Source organism: Isoptericola sp. S6320L (assembly GCF_023015685.1).
GTDB classification, from domain to species: domain Bacteria; phylum Actinomycetota; class Actinomycetes; order Actinomycetales; family Cellulomonadaceae; genus Isoptericola; species Isoptericola halotolerans_A.
In genome coordinates this window covers 132,928-153,602 of the sequence record NZ_JALKAT010000003.1, presented here as the reverse complement: position 1 = coordinate 153,602, position 20,675 = coordinate 132,928, and the positions used below count along the sequence as shown (strand labels likewise).

General features: G+C 73.2%; 22 protein-coding genes. 10 read left to right on the top strand and 12 right to left on the bottom strand.

Annotated elements, in window-relative coordinates:
• Positions 1–20: 20 nt before the first annotated feature.
• The 3 genes from MWU57_RS03455 to MWU57_RS03445 all read right to left on the bottom strand — a co-directional run bounded on the left by MWU57_RS03455 (position 21) and on the right by MWU57_RS03445 (position 3,651).
• The gene (locus tag MWU57_RS03455; protein WP_246907255.1) at positions 21–1,091 is read right to left on the bottom strand and encodes a LacI family DNA-binding transcriptional regulator; all 1,071 of its coding nucleotides are present in this window, start codon (positions 1,089–1,091) and stop codon (positions 21–23) included.
• Positions 1,092–1,268: 177 nt separating this feature from the next.
• Positions 1,269–3,233 carry a DUF1349 domain-containing protein gene (locus tag MWU57_RS03450; protein WP_246907254.1) on the bottom strand — a complete coding sequence of 655 codons (1,965 nt, stop codon included), beginning with the start codon at positions 3,231–3,233 and terminating at the stop codon, positions 1,269–1,271.
• 112 nt (positions 3,234–3,345) lie between these two features.
• On the bottom strand, positions 3,346–3,651 hold the full coding sequence (locus tag MWU57_RS03445; protein WP_246907253.1) for a hypothetical protein: 306 nt from the start codon (positions 3,649–3,651) through the stop codon (positions 3,346–3,348).
• 145 nt (positions 3,652–3,796) lie between these two features.
• Here MWU57_RS03445 and MWU57_RS03440 point away from each other — a divergent pair, with 145 nt between their 5' ends.
• Positions 3,797–4,483 (top strand): sulfotransferase family protein, encoded by a 687-nt coding sequence (locus MWU57_RS03440; RefSeq protein ID WP_246907252.1) that lies wholly within the window; start codon positions 3,797–3,799, stop codon positions 4,481–4,483.
• Positions 4,484–4,581: 98 nt separating this feature from the next.
• On the opposite strand, the gene MWU57_RS03435 is transcribed toward MWU57_RS03440, so the two are convergent.
• From MWU57_RS03435 to MWU57_RS03425, 3 genes are all read right to left on the bottom strand, one after another.
• Complete coding sequence (locus tag MWU57_RS03435) at positions 4,582–7,269, bottom strand: polysaccharide lyase family 1 protein (protein ID WP_246907251.1); 2,688 nt, start codon at positions 7,267–7,269, stop codon at positions 4,582–4,584.
• A gap of 287 nt (positions 7,270–7,556) precedes the next feature.
• Positions 7,557–8,393 carry an alpha/beta fold hydrolase gene (locus tag MWU57_RS03430; RefSeq protein ID WP_246907250.1) on the bottom strand — a complete coding sequence of 279 codons (837 nt, stop codon included), beginning with the start codon at positions 8,391–8,393 and terminating at the stop codon, positions 7,557–7,559.
• 52 nt (positions 8,394–8,445) lie between these two features.
• Positions 8,446–8,670 carry a hypothetical protein gene (locus MWU57_RS03425; protein ID WP_246907248.1) on the bottom strand — a complete coding sequence of 75 codons (225 nt, stop codon included), beginning with the start codon at positions 8,668–8,670 and terminating at the stop codon, positions 8,446–8,448.
• 26 nt (positions 8,671–8,696) lie between these two features.
• Between MWU57_RS03425 and MWU57_RS03420 the strand changes: the two genes are divergently transcribed.
• The 3 genes from MWU57_RS03420 to MWU57_RS03410 are packed head-to-tail and all read left to right on the top strand — an operon-like array spanning position 8,697 to position 10,836.
• Entirely contained in the window at positions 8,697–9,260 is a 564-nt protein-coding gene (locus MWU57_RS03420; RefSeq protein WP_106265703.1) for a CGNR zinc finger domain-containing protein, read from the top strand.
• Complete coding sequence (locus MWU57_RS03415; protein ID WP_246907246.1) at positions 9,260–9,946, top strand: hypothetical protein; 687 nt, start codon at positions 9,260–9,262, stop codon at positions 9,944–9,946. The genes MWU57_RS03420 and MWU57_RS03415 overlap by 1 nt, the downstream gene beginning before the upstream one ends.
• Positions 9,947–9,993: 47 nt before the next feature.
• A complete protein-coding gene (locus MWU57_RS03410) occupies positions 9,994–10,836 on the top strand; it encodes a response regulator transcription factor (RefSeq protein WP_106265706.1) in 843 nt (280 codons plus the stop codon).
• Here the strand turns inward: MWU57_RS03410 and MWU57_RS03405 are convergent.
• The 3 genes from MWU57_RS03405 to MWU57_RS03395 form a co-directional block, all read right to left on the bottom strand.
• Complete coding sequence (locus MWU57_RS03405) at positions 10,812–11,198, bottom strand: hypothetical protein (RefSeq protein ID WP_106265707.1); 387 nt, start codon at positions 11,196–11,198, stop codon at positions 10,812–10,814. The two genes, MWU57_RS03410 and MWU57_RS03405, sit on opposite strands and share 25 nt — an antisense overlap.
• Positions 11,199–11,401: 203 nt before the next feature.
• Complete coding sequence (locus MWU57_RS03400; RefSeq protein WP_246907245.1) at positions 11,402–11,761, bottom strand: Hpt domain-containing protein; 360 nt, start codon at positions 11,759–11,761, stop codon at positions 11,402–11,404.
• Entirely contained in the window at positions 11,758–12,144 is a 387-nt protein-coding gene (locus MWU57_RS03395) for a response regulator (protein ID WP_106265711.1), read from the bottom strand. The genes MWU57_RS03400 and MWU57_RS03395 overlap by 4 nt, the downstream gene beginning before the upstream one ends.
• Positions 12,145–12,225: 81 nt before the next feature.
• Between MWU57_RS03395 and MWU57_RS03390 the strand changes: the two genes are divergently transcribed.
• From MWU57_RS03390 to MWU57_RS03380, 3 genes are read left to right on the top strand one after another with little or no spacing between them, the layout of a single operon-like run.
• Complete coding sequence (locus tag MWU57_RS03390) at positions 12,226–15,291, top strand: response regulator (protein WP_246907244.1); 3,066 nt, start codon at positions 12,226–12,228, stop codon at positions 15,289–15,291.
• A complete protein-coding gene (locus MWU57_RS03385) occupies positions 15,191–15,697 on the top strand; it encodes a pyruvoyl-dependent arginine decarboxylase (RefSeq protein ID WP_246907243.1) in 507 nt (168 codons plus the stop codon). Before MWU57_RS03390 ends, MWU57_RS03385 begins: the two co-directional genes overlap by 101 nt.
• Positions 15,687–16,229 (top strand): hypothetical protein, encoded by a 543-nt coding sequence (locus MWU57_RS03380; RefSeq protein WP_246907241.1) that lies wholly within the window; start codon positions 15,687–15,689, stop codon positions 16,227–16,229. Before MWU57_RS03385 ends, MWU57_RS03380 begins: the two co-directional genes overlap by 11 nt.
• Positions 16,230–16,268: 39 nt before the next feature.
• Here MWU57_RS03380 and MWU57_RS03375 read toward each other — a convergent pair whose 3' ends face one another.
• The gene (locus MWU57_RS03375; RefSeq protein WP_246907240.1) at positions 16,269–17,063 is read right to left on the bottom strand and encodes an alpha/beta fold hydrolase; all 795 of its coding nucleotides are present in this window, start codon (positions 17,061–17,063) and stop codon (positions 16,269–16,271) included.
• 38 nt (positions 17,064–17,101) lie between these two features.
• The gene (locus tag MWU57_RS03370) at positions 17,102–17,611 is read right to left on the bottom strand and encodes a MarR family winged helix-turn-helix transcriptional regulator (RefSeq protein WP_246907237.1); all 510 of its coding nucleotides are present in this window, start codon (positions 17,609–17,611) and stop codon (positions 17,102–17,104) included.
• A 95-nt stretch (positions 17,612–17,706) separates the two neighbouring features.
• On the opposite strand from MWU57_RS03370, the gene MWU57_RS03365 reads away from it, so the two are divergent.
• Together MWU57_RS03365 and MWU57_RS03360 are read left to right on the top strand one after the other, a co-directional pair.
• On the top strand, positions 17,707–18,135 hold the full coding sequence (locus MWU57_RS03365; RefSeq protein WP_246907236.1) for a Rid family hydrolase: 429 nt from the start codon (positions 17,707–17,709) through the stop codon (positions 18,133–18,135).
• Positions 18,136–18,160: 25 nt separating this feature from the next.
• Positions 18,161–18,976: an NmrA family NAD(P)-binding protein gene (locus tag MWU57_RS03360; RefSeq protein WP_246907235.1), complete on the top strand. Its 816-nt coding sequence runs from the start codon at positions 18,161–18,163 to the stop codon at positions 18,974–18,976.
• Between the two features lie 17 nt (positions 18,977–18,993).
• Here MWU57_RS03360 and MWU57_RS03355 read toward each other — a convergent pair whose 3' ends face one another.
• Positions 18,994–19,938, bottom strand: a complete 945-nt coding sequence (locus MWU57_RS03355) for an alpha/beta fold hydrolase (protein WP_246907234.1) — start codon at positions 19,936–19,938, stop codon at positions 18,994–18,996.
• Between the two features lie 119 nt (positions 19,939–20,057).
• Here MWU57_RS03355 and MWU57_RS03350 point away from each other — a divergent pair, with 119 nt between their 5' ends.
• Positions 20,058–20,669 carry a TetR/AcrR family transcriptional regulator gene (locus MWU57_RS03350; protein WP_246907233.1) on the top strand — a complete coding sequence of 204 codons (612 nt, stop codon included), beginning with the start codon at positions 20,058–20,060 and terminating at the stop codon, positions 20,667–20,669.
• Positions 20,670–20,675: the final 6 nt, after the last annotated feature.

Genomic DNA, 20,675 nt, shown 5'->3' with positions numbered 1-20,675 from the left:
TTCTGTCGTGGTGCGGTGGTTCAGGGGACGAGCGAGCCGTCGGTGCCGGCGGGCGCGCGCTGCGACGCGGGTGGGCCGACGGTGCCACCGGTGACCTCGGTGCACTCCAGGAGCCGGTGCAGCTCCTCGTCGCCGACGTCGTCGCCCGCGACCAGCCGGGAGAGCAGCAGGAGCGCGCGGGCTCCCATCTCCTCGCGCGGGATCGCGTAGCCCGACCACTCCTGCGGCCGGCGCAGCCGGTGGTGCGGCTGGCCGAGCAGCAGGACGGAGACGTCGCGCGGGACGTCGAGCCCGCGCCGGCCGAGCGCGTCGTGCAGCTCCTCGGGGTCGCGCTCGGGCGAGAGGACGACGGCGGTGAGCCCCTGCTCGACGACGGCGGTGACGATCTCGTCCGGCTCCTCCTCGGGGACGAGGCGGGCGCCGAGCCCGGCATCGCGCAGCGCGTCGCGGTAACCCTCCCAGCGGTCGGTGGTGGGCTGGTCGGTGCCCAGCGCCCCGACGTAGCCGATCCGGCGGTGCCCGAGGCCGACGAGCCGCTCGACCACCCGGCGGGTCGCCCCGGTGTAGTCGGCGCCGACGTAGGGCAGCCGCCCGCCCTCGCTGGACCGCTTGCCGATGAACGCGAACGGGTAGTTGGTGTCGAGCAGGTGCTGCAGCTCGCTGCGGTCCTCGTGCTGACCGAGCAGCAGGCAGCCGTCGGCGATGCCGAGCCGCTGCCAGCCGTCCCGGGTCAGCCGGCGCCGACCCTCGACCACGCGAGCGCTCGTGAACAGCAGGATGTCGATGCCGAGCTGCTCGGCCGCGTGCTCGATCCCGACGAGGAACGGGCCGTAGAAGTCCCGCCCGCCGCCGGGGAAGGTGGCCTCGTAGGTGAAGACGCCGATGATCTGGTTGCGGCCACCGGCCAGGCGCTGCGCCACCGGGTTGGCGGAGTATCCGGTGATGCGGATCGCGTCGAGCACCCGCTGGCGGGTCTCGGCGCTCAGGCGGACGCCGGCAGGGAGCCGGTCGTTCAGCACGAACGACACGGTGGCCTGGCTGACGCCGGCCATGGCGGCGACGTCGGCCTGGGTGATGCGACGCTTCGGCATCCGATCCTCCTCGATCCGCCGGCGATGACGTGATCGAGAGTCTGCCCGGGCCGAGGAGTCGGCAACAAGACGATTATGCGCATTATTATTGCGCCGACGAAAGGGCCCTCAGCCGCGTCCTGCTGCGGCTGAGGGCCCTTCCCTGCGCATTATCCGAGCGCCCGACTCACCCTCGGGTCAGGCGCACTCTCCCTCGTCCTGCCACGGACCCCACGGCGACGCCCCCGGCTCCTGGCCACGCGTCCACCACGCAGCGGACCACTCGTGCCCGGCATGCACGACGACGTCACCGGAGTGGTGCACGGCGCTCGCCGTCCACGCCGTACCGCAGCCCGACGCGGCCCCCTGCTCGGCCCAGGGCCCGTGCACGCTCGCCCCGGGCACGTCGCCGCTGCTCCACCAGAGCGCCTCCCAGGTGGCGCCGTCGTACGCGACCGTCGCGCCGTCGTCGTACACCGCGGTGGCGTCCCAGGTGGCGTCCGGGGCGTCGCACGCGGCCGACTCCTGCGCCGTCGGCGTCCAGCGGAACCAGTCGAACGTCGCCTCGATCTCGGGCGCCGCGGTGGCCCCGCGCAGGGCCGAGACCCCGACGCCCGTCGGGGCGAGCTCGGCCAGCGGGACCGGACGGCCGATGGTCGCGAACTCCTGCCCGTCCGTCGAGGCCGCGGCGAGGACGTTCGTCCCGTCGCTCGTCAGTCGCAGCCACACCGTCGTGCCCGTCCCGACCGGGACGGGCGGGGTGTCGATCGATGCGTTCCGCTCCGCGCCGTCCTGGCGCCAGATGTACGAGAACCGCAGGCCGTTCGACCCGAACCCGTGGTCGAGCTTCGCGTACGTGTCGCCCGCGGTGTGCAGGATCAGGCCCGCCTGCTGGTAGCGCTCGCGCGGGTCGACGTCCACCTCCGTGGTGACCTCCCAGGGCCCGTCGGGGACGGCCTGCACCGGGAACGGCGCCCCCGCCACGCCCGTGCCGTACGTGGGGACGGTCAGCGCGCCGTCGGCCACCGCGTGCCGGGCACCGTCCGGGTTCACGACGTCCCACAGCGCGCCGTCGAGCGCCGCGCCGTCGAACTCGTCGGACGCCGCGCCGCTGCACTGCTCCCGCAGCGGGTCGGGGTCGGGCGGCGTCGGCTCCACCCTGGTCGCGTACGCGATCGTGGCGCCGAGCCGGTCGCCCGACTCGTAGAACAGGTAGGTGTCCTCACCCTCGGTGACCACCTCCGGGGCGGCGACACGTCCGACGTCGTCCCCGACCCCCGACGAGCGGTGCAGCACCCGCTGGGGGCCGATCTCGGTCACCGTCGGGTCGACCGCACGGGCATAGGTGACGCCCGACGAGCCGTGGTAGGTGAGGTAGTGCTGCCCCTCCCAGGTCAGCAGGTTGCCGCCCGACACGTTCTGCCCCGTCGCGGCGTCGGGGACGACGACCGGCTCCGCCCGCACGTCCCAGCTCTTGCCGTCCACCGACTCCGCCATCTTGATGCGGCGGATGTTGTCGGTGCGGTTCTGCATGTAGAACATGCCCCAGCGGTACGCCGAGTCCGGGTCCGGGTGGGGGAACACCCGGGCGTACGACGTCTCGGTGGTACCGGGGCCGCCGTCGGCGTTCGTCACGGCGACGCCGGAGTCGTCGAACGTGACGCCGTCGGCCGAGCTCGCCCAGCGGGTCGTGGAGTTCTCGCCGTGGAAGTACAGCAGCACCTGACCGGTGGCGTCGTCCCACACCGCGTCCGGGGAGGAGACGTGGGAGACGCGGTCGTAGTGCGGCGGCCACTCGTTGGCGATGAGCGGGTTCTCGGCGTACTCCGTCCACGGGCCGTCGAGCGAGTCGGCGTAGAGCAGCGAGATGCCGCCGGGGGAGTCGTGCGGGGCGTAGTACAGGTACCACTCGCCCAGCGGGTCGGCGAGGTGCTCACCCGCGTGGAAGATGCTCGGGAAGATGAACTCGTTCGTCGGGTTGTAGTCCATCTCGGCCTTGTCGATGACCCGGCCGGAGAACGCGAACTCGGGGAGCGCCGGCTCGCCGTCGGCCGCTGCGGCGGACGACGGCGCCACGAGAGCGCCGGCGAGCGCGATCGTCAACGAGGTGGTGACGGCCGCCAGGCGGCCGGCCAGACGGCTTCGTCTGCGGTGAGGGTGCACGATGACCTCCGTCGGTAGACCGGCGGCACCGTCGCCACCGGCGCCGGGACGTGCCCGGCACCGGCAGTCTCCGGAGGCCCCGCGACTCAGGTCAACGAGATGATGCGCATTATTAGCGCGTGAACGGGTTCGACCGGTCGATCGTCGAGTCGGGGCTCGTGCTGCGTGCGCCCGTGCCGGAGTCCGGTCCGGCGTCGGACGAGGCGGTGCGCTGCGCCCCGCGGATCACCCGCAGGAACGCGATGCCCGTGCCCGCCACGCACACGGCGATCACCCCGAGGAAGACGTTGAACGGGATGACGTCCAGTGCGAGGAGGATCACCGCCGCGCCCAGAATCGCGCCCTCGACCAGCGCGATCGTCAGGAAGCTCCGGGTCAGGGCGGACGAGGAGCCGGTCGAAGCCTTGTCAGCGTTCATGTCCCGAGCCTATGGCGTCGCCACGCCAGACGGCGAGGTCCTCCGACGTGCTGCTACCCGCCGGGTACCACCAGCAGGTACGCCACCACAGCCATCAGCCGGGGCGCGCCCGGAGGACAGGGGCAGCCGCGCCTAGACTGCCGCCGTGACCCTACGACTGATCGGCGCGGGCCTGCCCCGCACCGGGACGTCCTCGCTGCGGGAAGCGCTGGCGTTTCTCCTGGACGCGCCGATTTACCACATGAGCGAGGTGTTCACCCACCCCGAGCACGCTGCCACCTGGGTCCGAGCCATCGACGGCGACATGCCCGACTGGGACGATCTTCTCGCCGGGTACGCCGCGGGAGTGGACGCGCCGTTCTCGAACTGCTGGCGTGATCTCGCCGCTGCCAACCCGGACGTTCCGGTGCTGCTGTCGCACCGCGGCGACCCGGAGGTCTGGTACCGCAGCATGGCGTCGACCGTCCTGCCCCGCACCAGCGAGATGCTCGCCAGGGACGCCGACGACCCGATGGTCCCGCTCTTCAGGGTTCTCTTCCGTGATGTCTTCACCGACATCACCGATCCGCACGCGGTCAAGGAGGGCTACCACCGCCGGCTCCAGGAGGTCCGAGCACTGGTCCCGCCCGAACGACTGGTCGAGTGGCAGCCGGGCGACGGCTGGGAGCCGATCTGCCGCGCCCTCGGCATGGCCGTACCGGGCCGCCCCTTCCCGCACGTCAACAGCTCCGCCGACTACCGGTCGCGCGACGAAGCACGTTCCCGCAAGGACGACGAGCGACTCGCCCGCGTGCGCGCAGCAGGCAGCCAGGTGCCCGAGCTGCCCGACTGACGGACGAACGCTGCGCGTCGTGGTGGGCGAGGGCCCGAGAAGCCCGCTGCTGGACCCCTCGCGCCCCCGCCCCCCGAATCACGCTACTGCGCCTGGATCTACCCGAACGTGACGTCGAGCGAGCCGTCGGCCGAGAACGACCAGGAGAGGCCGCCCGCGTACTGACCGCACGCGGACCCGTTCGAACCGGACCAGAAGGAGTTGCCGCCGGCGTCCGTGCCGGAGTAGCGGTCGCTGGAGCCGCTGTCGCAGGACACGTTGCCGCTGAAGGTGTGCGAACCCTCGTCGAAGTTGAAGTTCCGCTCCTCGTTGCCGATGCTCACGTTGCCGGTGATGGTCATCGAGCCAGGGTTGCTGTTGTACGTGAACCCGTGCTTGCCGTTGTCCACCGCGTACGAGTCCCGGACGACGTGGTCGACCTCGATGTCCTCGCCCCCGAGCTTGAAGCCGTTGCGGTCACCGTTGCCGGCCTGCGAACCGTCCGACAGCGTGCCGTTGGAGAAGGCGAGCGAGCTCTCGATGGTCACCTCGCCGATCGGCCCGGTCTCGGACTTGGTGTAGAGGTCCCAGCCGTCGTCGATGTTGTGGTGCGCCACCGTGTCGCGGAAGACGTTCCCGGGCCCGGACGTCAGCTTGGCCGCGAACCCGTCGGCGTCCTCGCCGTCCGAGTCGGCGTTGTCGTGCGACTCGCTCGAGACGATGAGGTTGTGCGACGGCCACTGGTCCGACGGCGCGCCCGCGATCAGGCGGGAGAGCTGCAGCCCGGTGTCGTGGTTGTAGCGGGTCACGACGCGCTCGATGATGTTGTGGTTGCCGCCGAGCAAGATGCCGTTGTCCCCGGCGTGCTGAACGACGAGCCCGTAGACGTGCCAGTAGTCGCCGCCGATGGCGAGACCGCGGTTCGAGGAGTCCTCCGCCTGCGCGGAGAAGTCGAGCACCGGCGTCTCGCCCGGGTAGGCGGAGAGCAGCGTGCGGTCGCCCGAGGTGCCGTCGTTGCCGGGCTCGATGGTCACGGTGTCGGCCAGGTCGTACGTGCCACCCCGCAGGAAGATCTCGCCACCCGCGTCGACCCGGTCGATCGCCGACGTCAGCGTGGTCGGGTCGGACTCCGTCCCGGAGGCACCGGAAGACCCACCCGGTGCCACGTAGAGGGTGTCAGCGCCGGGCTGGGGCTCGTCGGTCGGGTCCGGGTCCGGCGTCGGGTCCTCGGTCGGGTCGGGGTCCGGTGCCGGGTCGGTGCCCGGGTCGCCGGCGTAGGTCTCGAACTCGCCGACCCGGGGGGTGCCGCTCGAGGAGGTGATGACGAAGTCGATCTTGCTCAGCGACGTCGTCGGGACGTCGATGACGCCGGCACCGCTGCCGGTGGCCAGCACGTCGTCGTTGTCGTGGTTGACGACCTGCCACGCACCGATGTTGCCCTCGGCTCCCGCGGCCTCGCGGATGTTGATCGAGGACACCGTGGTGTCGGTGCCCCACTTGACCGAGATCCGGCCGGTCGAGCCCGACGGGGACCAGTAGGTGCTCATGTCGCCGTCGCGGACGTTGCCGTAGCTCGTGCCGTCACCCTTGGAGGAGCCGTCCGAGCCCGCACCGATGCTGAGGTTCTCCCCGCTGGGCGGGTCCGTCGGGTCCGTCGGGTCCGGGTCCGGAGTCGGGTCCGGGTCAGGCGTGGGGTCCGGGTCGGGAGTCGGGTCCGGGTCCGGCGTGGGGTCGGGGTTCTGCGGCGAGCAGGAGCCGTCGGAGACCTGGAGGCCCTTGTTCGCGCCGGCGGTGGCCGCGAGCAGGTTCGGGACGCACTGGGCGTCGTCGAGCTGGTAGGAGTACGGCACGGACACCGAGGTGGTCGACGTCGGGTTCGGCCCGGCGGGGTGGTTGTCCGAGCCGTCCGAGGACCAGGTGATGTTGTCCCAGATGTTGCCGCTGACCTCCCAGTACCCCATGTCGTCCGTGTAGAAGGTGCCGAGCGGGTCCTTGGAGTCCTCGAAGTAGTTGTTCTCGACCAGCGCCTCCGCGCCGAGGCGGGAGTTGATCCCGGACTTGGTCAGCCCCACGAAGTGGTTGTTGTAGGTGTGCGCCGTCCCGGCCCGCAGCAGCGGCGTCCGCGAGTCGATGTTCTCGTAGAGGTTGTGGTGGTACGTGACGGGACCGTTGCCGGTGTCGCCGTCGCTGGAGCCGACGAGCCCGCCGCGCCCCGAGTTGCGCAGGATCGAGTACGACAGCGTGACGTGCGTGGTGTCCGCCTTCATGTCGAAGAGGGCGTCGTAGCCCTCGGACTCGCCGCCGGACGCCTCGAGGGTGAGGTGGTCGGCCCAGACGTTGCTGACGTCGCTCTCCATGCCGATGGCGTCGCCGCCGTTGGAGGTGGGGGAGCCCGACTTCTTGACGTTCCGCACGTGCAGGTTCTGCAGGATGATGTTGTCCGACGAGCGGATGTGGATGCCGAGCTCGTCGAAGAGCGCGCCGCTGCCCACGCCGACCAGCGTGACGTTGCTGATCTCCTTGAGCTCGATCACGTCGTCGGCGGTGTTGCAGCTGTCCCCGGACACCTTGCTGGTGTTGCCGTGGTTGATGGTGCCCTCCACCTCGATGATGATCGGGGTGTCGCTGCTGGCACGGGAGCAGAGCGCCTGGTGGATCTCGGTGCCGGTGCTGGCGCTGACGGTCTGCCCGCCGGCGCCGCCGGTGGTCCCGCCGTTCTGGGTGGCGAACCCGGTGGCGCTGCCGGTGGCGGCCTGGGCGTCGGCCATCCACAGGGCGGTGATGCCCATCGTCCCGGCGAGGGCCATCGTGGCTCCTGCCGCGGTGAGCCGTCTGGCGGCTGTTCTTCTCATCGTTGCCTCACTTCGTCATCGAATCGGGCATGGCGGGTGGTGCGACGCGCCAGGCGGACCGTCCGCCGTCGGGCAGCACTGCCCGGGTGACGCGTGGCCTCATCGAGAAGCCCCTGTCGTGCCTGGCTCCGACGCTGGAGCGAGACACCCAGATGAGGTCGGCTCCATCAGGAACCGGTTTCTCATGCTAGAGATCGGTTTCCCAGGGCGCAAGTTCACCCGCTGTTTCACCCGCGGACGGGTCAGACCGCGCGCAGCCAGTCGTACGCGACCGGCAGGGCACCGAGGACGCTGACGTGCCCGTCGCGCGGGCGCAGCCACAGCTCGCCCGCGGGCAGGCCCGTCACCAGCAGCTCGCCGTGGTGCCGCGGGATCACCCGGTCCGCGCCACCCTGGACCACCAGCACGGGCGCGGTCACGTCCGCGAGCGCCGCACCCCACGGCCGGACGAAGGCGACGTCGTCGTCCACCAGGCCCCCCGGCCACTCCTGGCCGGCGCGTACGGCGTCGTCCCCGAGCCCGGCCCAGGAGCCGGCGAGCATCGCGTAGTCGGCCTCCGTGAAGCTCGTCTCGTCGAACTCGGCCGTCTCGCCGAACCGCTCGCGCGCGGCCCGGCCGCCGAGCGCGGCCCGCAGACCGCCGTCGTCGGCCATGCCGGCGAACCAGGCGTCGGTGCCGTCGTACGGGGCGACGCCCGCGAGGGTCACGACGCCGCGGACCAGGTCGGGTCGCAGCGCCGCGAGCGCGAGGGCGTGCGGCCCCCCGCCGGAGGCGCCGACGGCGTGGCAGGCGGGCACGCCGAGCGCGTCGAGGGCGTGGCCGACGTCGGCCGCGGCGTCGGCCACGGACCGTCCGGGCGCCGGGGTCGAGCCGCCGTAGCCGGAGCGCGCGGGGGAGAGGACGCGCAGGCCACGGGCGGCCGCCGCGGCGACCACCGGCGCGAGCAGCGCCCCGGACTGGGGCGACCCGTGGTGCCAGACGACGGCGGGCGCGTCGCGGTGCGCGCCGGTGTGCGCGCCCGTGTCGTGCACCACGAGCGTGCGTCCGTCGGGAAGGTCGACGTCGTACCGTGCCGTCATCGCGGTCCTCTCGTCGTGACACCGGCGTCCGAGCAAGGCTTGCGCAGGCAACCTACCGCGCCGTCTCGCGGCTGAGCGCGACCGGCGGACGACGGCGGTCCTCCTGCTGGTCGACGCGCCGAACGCCGCACCCGGCGCACCGCACGTAGAGGATGCGGCCGGTGGAGACGGTGTGACCGGACTCCACGACCCACCCGTGCTCGTGCGGCGATGCCGCGGTGGTCCGGTGGCCGTGCGCCTGTCCGTGCGGCTGGCCGTGCGCCTCGAGTGTCGTCATGCGGTCCAGCGTGGTGTCATGGTCTTGTGCACCTCAACCCTTACGGCGAGTACGCGGTGCTCCTGGCCGCCTCCCTCGCGGACGACTGGCCCGGCGACCGCGCCGGCATCGAGGCGCGGACCCGCGAGTTCGGCATGACGATGACGTTCCCCGTCGCGCCCGACGACCACCCGCGCACCCGTCGCGTCGTCGACGACTGGCTCGCCGTCGTCGACGCCACCGACCCGGAGGAGCGTGCCCGCCGGCTCAACGCGCAGATGGCCGCCGCCGCGGCCTACCCCCGCCTCACCGACCACGACGACGAGGGCTGGCACCTGCACTACCGCGACGAGGACCAGTCGCTCCCGCGGGTGCTGCATGCCGTCATCAGCGTCGGCACCGCCCTGCACCTCACCACCCGCGGCATGCACCGCCTGCACCGGTGCGCCGCGGGCGAGGAGCCGGGCGACCCGTGCGCCGCCGTCGTCGTCGACGTCACCCGGAACGGGCGTCAGCGCTACTGCTCCGTGCGCTGCGCCAACCGTGCCGCCGTCCGGCGTCACCGTGCGCGCGCCCGGCACCAGCCGGTCGGCCACGGGAGGGGAGCGTGATGACCAGGTCGGTCACGGCCCTCGCGCTCGCCCTCACCGCGACGCTGCTCACGGCGGGCTGCGCCGACGAGGCCACCCCACCCGCCGACGCGGCAGGGCTCTCGGAGCGGTACCCCGACGACACCGCGGCGGACTGGGTCGCGTCCGCGGACCACGTCGTCGTCGCGACGGTCGTCGCCGAGCGGGAGGTGCCGCAGGACGAGGACCCTGCGGAGAGCGGCGAGACGACCGTGCCGCGCGAGGTCAGCCTGCACCTCGACGAGGTCGTCTGGTCGGCGGAAGAGCCGGCACGCGGCGCCCCGGAGGGCCGCTTCCCGCTGGTCGCCCGCGGATGGACGCTCGACGAGGGCGAGAAGGTCCCGGTCGTCGCGGAGGGCACCCCCCGGCTCGAGGTCGGGCACAGCTACGTCCTCGCGCTGTTCTGGGAGCCCGCCGTGCCCGACGGGCCCGAGCCCGTCCCGGCCCACTGGAACACGCTCGGGCTCGACAGCGTCGTGCCCTTCGACGGCGGCGTCATCGGCGCGGGGGAGGTCGCCGGGACCCTGGTCTCGCCGTCGGCCGCCCCGGGGGGCGTCGGCTCCGACGACGGCGCCGCGACGCTCGGCGAGGAGCTCGCCGGGCAGAATCTCGACGCCCTCAGGACCATGCTGGACGAGGCCGCGCCGGACGTCCGGGAGGACGGCTAGGGCACGGCACCCGTGCGCTTCGGGCAACCGGCCACTACCGTGGCGGCATGACCGCTGGACCCCACCCGGGCCGCCCCCGTGACCCGGCCGCCGCCTCCGACCGCACCGCGGTCGTGGTCGAGGACGACGCCGAGATCCGTGCGCTGCTCGAGGAGGTCCTCACCCAGGCCGGGTTCACGACCTACACCGCCGTCGACGGACGCAGCGGGGTCGACCTGGTGACGCGGATCGACCCGCTGCTGACCACGCTCGACATCAGCCTGCCCGACATCGACGGGATCGAGGTGTGCCGCCAGATCCGCACCGTCTCGAACACCTACGTCGTGATGCTGACCGCGCGCACCGACGAGATCGACGCCCTGATGGGCCTGGACGCGGGCGCCGACGACTACCAGACCAAACCGTTCCGGCCACGGGAGCTGCGGGCACGCATCGAGGCGATCCTGCGCCGGCACCGCCGCGACGTCCCGCCCGCCGCCGCCCCGGCCGCGGCACCGGCCGCCGCCCACGCACCGCACGCCGGTGCCCGGCCGCTGCCCGACGGTGCGGCCTCCGCGCTGACGGTGACGGCGGACGCCGACGGGCTGCTGGTGGACCCGGCGGGCCGCACCGTCCACGTCGACGACGTGGAGGTCCACCTGACGCGTAGCGAGTTCGACCTGCTCGCCGCGCTCGTCAACGCGCCCGGCCGGGTGCTCTCCAAGGACACCCTCGTGCGGGTCCTGTGGGGCGACGAGTACGACACCGGTACTCCCGTGACCCCGGCCGACCGCCGCAGCGTCGAGGTCCACATGGCCAACCTGCGGCGCAAGATCGGCGACGACCCGGCCTCACCGCGGTGGATCAGGACGGTCCGCGGCGTCGGCTACCGCTTCGACCACCGACCCTGACCGAGGGCGGCCGACACCAGGGCCGCGGCCTCCTGCGCGTCCACCATGACGTCGCGGGCCAGGGCGCGCGCCGTCTCCAGCCCGGGGTCGTCCTCGTCGAGGGCCGCCTGGCAACGCGCCGTGGACCGGGCCAGGTCCTCCAGACCCAGCATGACCGCCGAGCTGTGGAGACTGAGGAGCCGCACCCGTGCCAGCTCGCCGTCCCCGCGGGCCAGGGCCCGTCGGCAGGACGTCAGCCGCCGCGGCAGCAGCTCGAGCCAGATCGTCGCGAACCGGTCGACCGCCGGCGCGTCGCCCTCGAGCCCGTCGATCAGGTCCTGCCACGCCCGCGCGACGGCGGCGAGCGGATCGAGGCCGGTCATGGCCGGCACCACGGCAGCACGGTGGCTCCGACGTCGGCGGACGTCGGCTCGGCGTCGTGCGAGAGCAGTACGGGCATGTCCGGCTCCGCGGGCTAGTGAGGCATCGATACCTCGATGCTGAGCACCCGACCTCGTGGAGGGCTGCCGTTCCGATCAGGATCACCTCAAGATCACCTCAAGATCCCGACCGGTGGCGCGTCGTGTCAGAGCCCTCGCAGGGCGCTCGCGGTCGCGCGCAGCCGGTCGAGGGCCGCCGGCATCCCGTCCCGGTGACCGTCCTGGAGCGCGGACTCGACGTGCCGGGCGGCATCGGCGAGCTCGTCGTCCCCGAACGTCCCCGCCGAGCCGGCTATCGAGTGGCACAGCAGCGCTGCCTCGTCGCGGTCCGCCGGGTCGGGCGCCGCACCGCCGGCCGTCGCGCCGGAGGTCGCGCCGGAGGTCGCGAGCAGCTCCAGGACCCGGTCCGCCCGGCCGAGGTTGCGCTGCCGAGCGCTGCGGGCGAGCCGCGCGACGGCGTCGTCCAGCGCGTCGTCCTCGGGAACACCGCTCCCCGACCCGCTCACTCGTCCCACCCGAGCACGTCGGCGAGGCGCTGCGGCAGCGCGAGCGGGTCGAAGGGCTTGGTGATCACCCCGACCGCGCCCAGGCCGTCGAGCTTGCGGATGTCCTGGGCCCCCACCTTCGCGGTGAGGAAGACGACGGGGACGTCCCGCAGCACGTCGATCGTCCGGATCCGGGCCAGGACGGTGGGGCCGTCGTGCGTGGGCATCATGACGTCCAGCAGGATGACGTCCGGCCGCACCTGACGAGCGAGCTCGACGCCGTCGGCCCCGTCGCCCGCCGTGCGCACGTCGTGCCCGCCGACGGCGGACAACGACAGGGCGGCGACCTCGCGGATCGACGGGTCGTCGTCGACCACCACCACGCAGCGTCGGCTCGTTCCCATCTGCTCCGTCCCCCCGTGACCGGACCCGGCCGACGCTACCCCGCCCGGGCGCCATCGGCATCCGCCACCTACGCTCGGGCCATGGTTGAGGCGCGACGCGCGGCAGCACGGGCGCACGCACTGTTCCTCCGCTGGTGCTGGGCAGCCGGGGCGGTGATGCTCGTGCTCGCCGTCGTGCTCGCGGGTCCGTTCGACGCCGCGACCCGGCAGCTGGTGTCCCAGTCCGCCCTCGCCGCGGCCGCCGTCTTCGCGTCCGTGAGCTGCGGCTGGCGCGCGGTGCGCTCCACCGGACGACGGCGTCGCGCCTGGGGAGCGCTGTCCCTCGGCGGGATCGTGGGCCTGCTGGGCAACGTCTACGCCACCGCCGTCGGCGACCCCTCGACGGGCGACATCGCCTACATCGCCGCCCTCTCGCTGGGCGTCGTGGGCCTCGCCCTGTTCCCCACCGTGCGACCGCGCGGCCAGGAGATCGTGCGCATGCTGCTCGACAGCGTCGTGGTCGGCGGGTCGGTGCTGTACATCGCCGTGTTCGCCGTCGTGCTGGGCGGGCGCGACTGGACCGCCCAGCCCGCCGTCAGCGCCTACGCCCTGCCCGTGGTGGACGCGCTGCTCGCCACGCTCGCCGTGCTCGTGATGACGCGGTCGAGCGCCGAGGAACGCGTCCCCCTGGTCCTCGTGGGCAGCGGGTTCGTGCTCTACGCCGTCGCCGACGTCGCGTTCGCGCTGTTCTCCGCCAGCGGCGGCTTCACCTTCGGCAGCCCCGTCGACCTCGGCTGGATCGGCGGGTACGCCGCCATCGCCGTCGCCGCGCGCCACCCCGCGGCGTCCGGGAGCCCGATCGACAGCCGGCGCCCGGGGGACGGCTCGCCGGTGCTCGGCACCGTGGTGACGTTCTCCCTGTTCCTCGCGGCGGCCCTGGTCCGGGTGGTCCGGTCGGGCGAGGGGGTCCCGTGGGTGGCGGACGCCCTGTGGGTGGCGGTGCTGGCCGCGGTGGTGATCCGGCAGATCCTCGTCGTCGTGGACAACGAGTCGCTGCGGCACGGCCTGGAGCGCCGGGTCGAGGACCGTACCGCGCAGCTGCGCGCCCTGGCCGGCGAGCGCGAGCGCACGCTGGAGTCCGTCGCGGACGGCATCTACGGCGTGGACGCCGCGGGGCGGCTGACCTTCATCAACGCGGCGGCGTCCCGCACGCTCGGCGCGACGCCGGCCGACCTCGTCGGGTGCGACGTGCACGCCACCTTCCACGCCACGGACGCCGACGGCGCCCCCTACCCCGTGGAGGGCTGCTACATCACCGAGGCCGTGCGCGACGGCGTCACCACCACCGCCGAGCAGGACGTCTACCTCCGGCTCGACGGCAAGGAGGTGCCGGTCGAGGTGACCGCCAGCCCGCTGCGCGACGACGGGACGATCCGCGGGGCGGTCGTCGTCTTCCGCGACGTCACCGAGCGCCGGGAGATGGAGCGCATCAAGGACGAGTTCGTCTCCGTGGTGAGCCACGAGCTGCGCACCCCGCTCACGTCGATCCGCGGTTCGCTCGGCCTGCTGGACAGCGGCGTCCTCGGCGACGACCCCGAGCGGGCGCAACGGATGGTGCACATCGCGCTGACCAGCAGCGAGCGCCTCGGCCGGCTCGTGGACGACATCCTCGACATCGAACGCATGGCGGCCGGGTCGACGCAGCTGGACCTGGCGGACCACCGGGTGGAGACGCTGCTGGACTCCGCGGAGGAGCAGGTCTCGATCCTCGCCGAGAAGGCCGGGGTCACGCTCGACCACGACCCGTCCGCCGAGGTCGTCAGCGCCGACGCGGACCGCATCGTCCAGACCCTGGTCAACGTGCTCTCCAACGCGGTGAAGTTCTCCCCGCCCGGGAGCACGGTGCGCACCAGCGTGGTGCCCGTCGGGGACATGGTCGAGGTGCGCGTCGACGACGAGGGCCGCGGGATCCCGCCCGACAAGCTGGAGGCCGTCTTCCGCCGGTTCGAGCAGGTCGACGCCTCCGACGCCCGCGAGCGCGGCGGCACCGGCCTGGGGCTGCCCATCGCCCGCAGCATCGTCGAACGCCACGGCGGCCGGATGTGGGCCGTGAGCGACGGCGAGGGGACCGGGGCGAGCCTGCGCTTCACGCTGCGCCGCGTCGACCCGCACCGCGCACCGTCCGGGCCGCGCACCGCCGACGGCGAACCCGCGACGCGGACGCACGCTCCGCCGTCGTCCCTCGCCGCTCAGGAGGCCGCCGTGGAGGCCGACGCCGCAGGCCCGCCGCGCGTCGTCGTCGTGGACGACGACCCCTACGTGGTCGACGTCCTGAGCACGGTCCTGGAGGAACGTGGCTTCACCGTCCTCGGGGTCACGGACGGCCGGACGGCGATCGAGCTGATCGCCGCGGAGCATCCGGCGGCGATCGTCCTGGACCTCGCGATGCCGGGCACCGACGGCGCCGAGGTGCTGGCGCAGGTGCGGCGCACCGCCGCGACGGCCCGGGTGCCCGTGGTGGTCGTGTCCGGGACCCGGCCCGCCGACGCCCGGGAGGCCGCCTCGCTGGCCGACGGCTGGCTGGTCAAGCCTGTCGACCCGGCACAGCTCGCCGGCACGGTGCGCGACGTCGCCCGGCGGCACCCGCACCACGAGCAGGTCCTCGTCGTGGAGGACGACGACGACCTGCGTCGCGTCGTGGCCACGGTGCTCGAGAGCGGCGGGCTCGCCGTGACCCAGGCCCGCTCCGTCGAGGAGGCACGGCAGGCGCTCGCCAGGGTGGAGCCGGACCTCCTGCTGCTCGACCTCTCCCTGCCGGACGGCACCGGCAACGCGCTGGTCAGCGACCTGCGGCGCGACGGGCGCCTGCGGCAGGTCCCGCTCGTGGTCTACACCGGCTCCTCCGTCGGGAGGCAGGAGCGCGAGGACCTCCGCCTGGGCCGTACCGTCTTCCTCGCCAAGGAACGCACGGCACCCCAAGCCCTCCTGGGCCCGGTGCTGGACCTCCTGGACTCCGTCGCCGGCCGCGGCGCGCCAGACAGAACTGATCCCGACCACCGAGGAACCGATGAGCGCCAACCTGACCATCCGCATCAGCAAGGGGACCGGCACCGGCCGGACGACGCTGGCAGCCTTCGACGCCGCCCTGGTCGCCGCCGGGGTCGGTGACTTCAACCTCATCCGACTGAGCTCCGTCGTCCCGCCCGGCAGCACGATCCTCGAGGTGGACGCCGAGGACGCCCTGTTCGGCGAGCACGGGGACGCGCTGTACTGCGTGTACGCGGAGGCGCACGCCTCGCTGCCCGGGCACGAGGCCTGGGCGGGTGTCGCCTGGTCGCTCCGTGACGACGGCAGCGGTGCCGGGCTCTTCGTCGAGCACGAGGGCCCCTCGCACGAGCAGGTCGCCACCGACCTCATCCACAGCCTGGAGGACCTCTCCGCGTCCCGCGGGGGCGTCTACCACCCGAGCGGCCGCCTGATCACCGGCATCACGTGCGACTCGCTGCCCGTGTGCGCCGTCGTCGTCGCGACCTTCCGGCGGGCCGGCTGGGAGGCGATCGCCGATGGTCACTGACGTCACGTTCGAGCCGACGCTCGGCGGCGACGTCGCCGAGAGCTTCTGGCAGCTGTACCTGGACGCCTTCGAGCCGCTGCGCACGCGGGCCGCCGCCCGTCACGTGCTGCACCGCGAGGAGTTCGACGAGGAGATGGCCGACCCCCGCGTGCTCAAGCTGCTCGCCCACGACGACGCCGGGGAGCCCGCCGGGATGACGACCCTGGCGACCGACCTCGCCGCCGTGCCGTGGGTCAGCCCCGAGTTCTTCGCCGCCCGGTACCCGGAGCACGCGGCGCGCGGCGCCGTCTGGTACATCGGCTACACGCTCGCGCACCCCGGACGACGGGCGACGCGCACGTTCATGGACATGATCGACGCGCTCGTCGCCCACCTCGCCGAGCACCGCGTGGTCTGCGCCTACGACGTGTCCCGGTTCAACGACGACGGGCTGCGGTTCGCCGACAACCTGCGCCGGCACCTGGAGCGGACGCGGGACGTCACCGTCGAGGAGGTCGACCGGCAGACGTACTACGCGACGACGTTCCACTGATCGGGGCTGCCGGTGCGGGACGTCGCCGGGCCGGGGACGTCACCGCAGGAGGAACTCGCGGACGACGGCCGCGAACATCTCGGGGTCCGTCTGGTCCGCGACGTGCCGGTGGCCCTCCAGCGTCACGACCTCGCAGTCCGGGACGGACTCGGCCACGGTGCGCACCGCATCCTGGAGGAACGCGGGGCTGTCCCCGCCACGGATCAGCAGGGTCGGTGCCGTGACGGCGGCCGCCTCACCCGGTGCCAGCACCAGCGGGACGCTCTCCTCGCGGGGGACGGTCGGGGCGCTGGCCACCCGGGCCGCCCAGCTCGGCTGGTCGCGCAGCGCGGCGATCTCGTCGTCGGGCATGTGCAGCACCTCGCGCATCATGAGCTCGACGACGTCCACGTACCGGCCCTCGTCGGACGCCACCTGCAGGCGTGCGACGACGTCGGCCGGTGGGGGGTGCTCGACGAGCGCCGGCTCGTAGAGCACCAGACGGCGGACGTGGGGCGTGCGGGCAGCGGCACGCAGCGCCAGGTACCCACCGAGGGAGTGCCCGAGCACGTCCACCGGCTGCGCCGCCTCGGCGGCCAGGTCGTCCACGACCGCGACGACGTCCTCGACCTCGCGCTCGGGCGCCCAGCGCGGGCCGTCGGTGCTGCCGCCGCGACCGCGCCGGTCCATCGCGTGGACGGTCCGGTCGCCGGCGAGCAGGTCGGTGATGCGCCACCGCCGATGGTCCGACATCGTGCCGTGCACGAGCAGCAACGGCGGGCCGGAGCCGCTGCTCCACACCGCGATCCGTGCGCCGTCCGGCGCGTGGACCTGCCGAGGGCCTGACTCGCTCATCACAACCTCCTGTGGGCGACCGCGTGACGCTCACCGCTTCACGGGGCCGGGAAGTCCTCCGGTCGGGTGCGCAGCTTGGCGGCGATCCGGGCCAGCGCCCGCTGGTCGGTGGCGGTCAGCGGGTCGAGCACGTGCTCGCGCACGGACCGCAGGTGGGCGGGGGCCGCCTCGACCACCTTCGCGTAGCCCTCGTCCGTGAGCGCCGCGATCGTGCAGCGACGGTCCTCGGGGTCCGGGTACCGGTGCGCCCAGCCGCGCGCCTCGAACCTCTTCATGACGTTGGAGAGCCGGGGGAGCGAGCCGTTGGTGAGGTAGGCCAGCTCGCTCATGACCAGGCGGCGGTCCTCGGCCTCCGACATGTGGCTCAGCGTGAGGTACTCGAAGAGACTCAGGCCGGCCGCACGCTGCACCGCCGCGTCGAGGCGGCCCGGCAGCAGCAGCATCAACGAGGCCGCGCCGGTCCACGCCTCCTTCTCTCTCGGCGAGAGCCAGCGCTGCTCGCCGTCGACGGCCTCGTCGACCTGTTCGTCCTGGGTCGGCTGGGGCATGCCCTCACCCTAGATTACTTTCGGCATGAAGTGAACCGTGCTACGTTCGGATCGTCCTTTCAGTTCATGCTTGAACCAATGAGAGCGAGCGACCGATGACCGAGCCTCAGTTCTTCGTCACCCCCGGCTACGGCGACATGCTGCGTGAGCAGCTCCACTACCACCAGGCCGTCCGGATCGGCGACACCGTCCACCTCTCCGGCCAGGGCGGCTGGGACGACGAGTTCCACTTCCCCGAGGACCTGCGGGAGGAGATCGTCCAGGCCTTCGACAACGTCGAGCGGACCCTGGCGCTGGCCGGCGCCACGTGGCGCGACGTCGTCGCCGTCGACAGCTTCCACGTCCCCACGGCGACCGACGAGATCGGCGACGAGCACACGTCCGTCATGACCGAGCAGTTCCGGCTCCGGATGGGCGAGCGTGCACCGGTCTGGACCGAGATCGGCGTCGCCGCGCTCGGCGCCGTCGGCATGCGGGTCGAGATCCGGGTCACCGCGATCGCACCGCCCACCACCGACTCCTGACCCGCACCCCCACGGAGGTCCCACGATGCGCATCCTGATCACCGGCGTCCGCGGCAAGACCGGTTCGGCGCTGGCCGACCGGCTGGCACCGCGCGACGACGTCGAGCTGTGGGGCGGCAGCAGCGACCCCGCGCTCGTGGACCACGACCGGGTGGTCCCGGTCGAGCTCTCGTGGGACCGGCCGGAAGGCTGGGCTCGCGCGACCGACGGGGTCGACGCCGTGTTCGCCGTCGTCCCGCTCCGCGAGGACGCACCCGATCTCGTCGCGTCCTTCCTGGCCACCACCCCGGCGTCCACGCACGTCGTGCTGCTCTCCGAGCGCGACCCGGAGCATTCGGGCTCGGAGGGCTGGTCGGCGAGGGTGGAGCGCGCCGTCCGTGAGAGCGGGCGGTCGTGGACCATGGTGCGGCCCGGATGGTTCATGCAGGTCCTCACGGACCCCCGGTTCTTCGGCGAGCAGATCGCCGAGGGCCGGTTCGCGTTCCCGCACCCGGACGCCCGCATGGCGTGGATCGACACGCGTGACATCGCCGAGGTGGCCGAGCTGGCGCTGACGGACGAGCGGCACGTCGGGCAGGCCTACGAGCTGTCCGGCCCCGAGGCCGTGCCGCCGGCCCGGACGGCGGCGCTCCTCTCGGCGGCCCTGGGCCGGACCGTCCGCTACACCGACCCGGGGATCGAGGGGTCGCTGGAGGGCCTGAGCGGTTTCGAGCGGGACCTCACCGCGCTGACCTACGAGCGGGTGCGCGCCGGGCACTTCGCCCTCGTCACCGACACGGTGTCCCGGCTGACCGGCCACCCGGCGCGGTCCCTGGAGCGCTTCGTCGCGGACGCGGCGTAGGCCGGCGCCCTCCTGCCTCACTTGCTGTCGACGCGACCGATCGGTTCGGGAGCGCCGCTGAACGCGGCCCGCGCGGCGGGCCAGGCGCCCTCGTCCACGCCGAGCGCGGTCCGGAGGTAGGCGGTGGTCAGACGCTGCAGGACGGCGACCCGCTCCGGGCTCTCGTCGGTGGTCTCGGCCACCTCGTACCCGGCGATCCCGCCGAGCCCGTGCTCGGCACCGTGGAGGGTGAGGAGGTCGGTGGCGCCGGGGCTGTGCGTGTAGACGTCGGTGAACCAGTCGGGTCCACGGCTCGACATCTTGGACTGGTCCCGGTCGCCGGCGACGACCAGCGTCGGGGTGGTCAGCTCCTGGAACGAGGGGCGCATGAACGGGAAGTTCTCCTGCGCGAAGGGGTGCAGCTCGTCGCCGCCCAGCCCTGTCGCCGCCAGCAGGACGCCCGCCGTGACGCGGCTGTCGGACCGGTCCTCGCCGACCCGACCCGACCCGTCGAGGATCCGTGCACCGAGGAGCGTCTGGGCGGTCTGCCCGCCCCAGGAGTGACCGGTGGCGGCGACCCGGTCGCGGTCGACCCGGCCGGCGAGGCCCGGGACCGCGGCCTCGAGGGTGTCGAGCTGGTCGAGGATGCGGGTGAGGTCCGCGATCCGCTCCGTCCAGATGGTCGGGAACACGGGGTGGTCGAACCCGAACCCGTGGCGGCGCGAGTCCAGGTGCGTGGGCTGGACCACGACGAAGCCGCGGGACGCCCAGAACGCCGCGAGCGGCGCGTAGCCGTCGAGGTTCCACCCGTTGCCGTGGGACAGGAGGACGACGGGGAGGTTCGTGCCCGACGCCGGCGCGGACACGCGCACCTCCAGCGGGACGGGTCGGTGCGGGGCTGACAGCTCGAGGGGAGCGACGGAGACGACCGGGGTGCCGGTGCCGACGATGCCGTCCAGGGTGTCGACGATCGAGGTGGTCATGGCAGGTTCCTCCCTGAGGGTGCGGCGCTCTGCGATACTGGTTATCGGAACGCTGTTCCACCACGATACGGAACGCTGTTCCGAAAAGCAAGCCTGCGTCGTCGACCCCAGGAGGGCCCATGTCTCACCCCGGTCCCGAGCAGCAGCCTGCCGCGCGGGCCAGGCCGGCGGGACGCCCCCGCCGCAGCCAGGAGGACCTGCTCCAGGCGGCGGCCGCGGTCTTCGTCACCTCCGGTGTCGACGCCCCGGTGCGGGAGATCGCAGCGAAGGCCGGCGTCGGGGTGGGAACCCTCTACCGACACTTCCCGACCCGCGCGGAGCTCGTCGTCGCGGTCTACCGGCACCAGGTCGAGGCCTGCGCCGAGGCAGGGCCGCGGCTGCTCGCGGAGAGCCCGACACCCGAGGTCGCGCTGCGCGCGTGGGTGGCCCTGTTCGTCGATTTCCTGGTCACCAAGCACGGCCTCGCCGGTGCCCTGCACGCCGACGACGCCGGACCGGACGCGTTGCACCGGTACTTCGTCGATCGCCTCGTCCCGGTCTGCGGCTCGCTCCTGGACGCGGCCCGTGCGGAGCTGGGCGCCAGCGCTTCGCCGGCCGACGCGTACACGGTGCTCAAGGGCGTCGGGAACCTGTGCATCGGCGCAGCGGCCGACCCGCGCTACGACGCCGACGAGCTGGTGCAGCTGCTGATCTCGGGGGTACTGGCCCCCGTCGGTGACCGCAACGCCTGATCCACG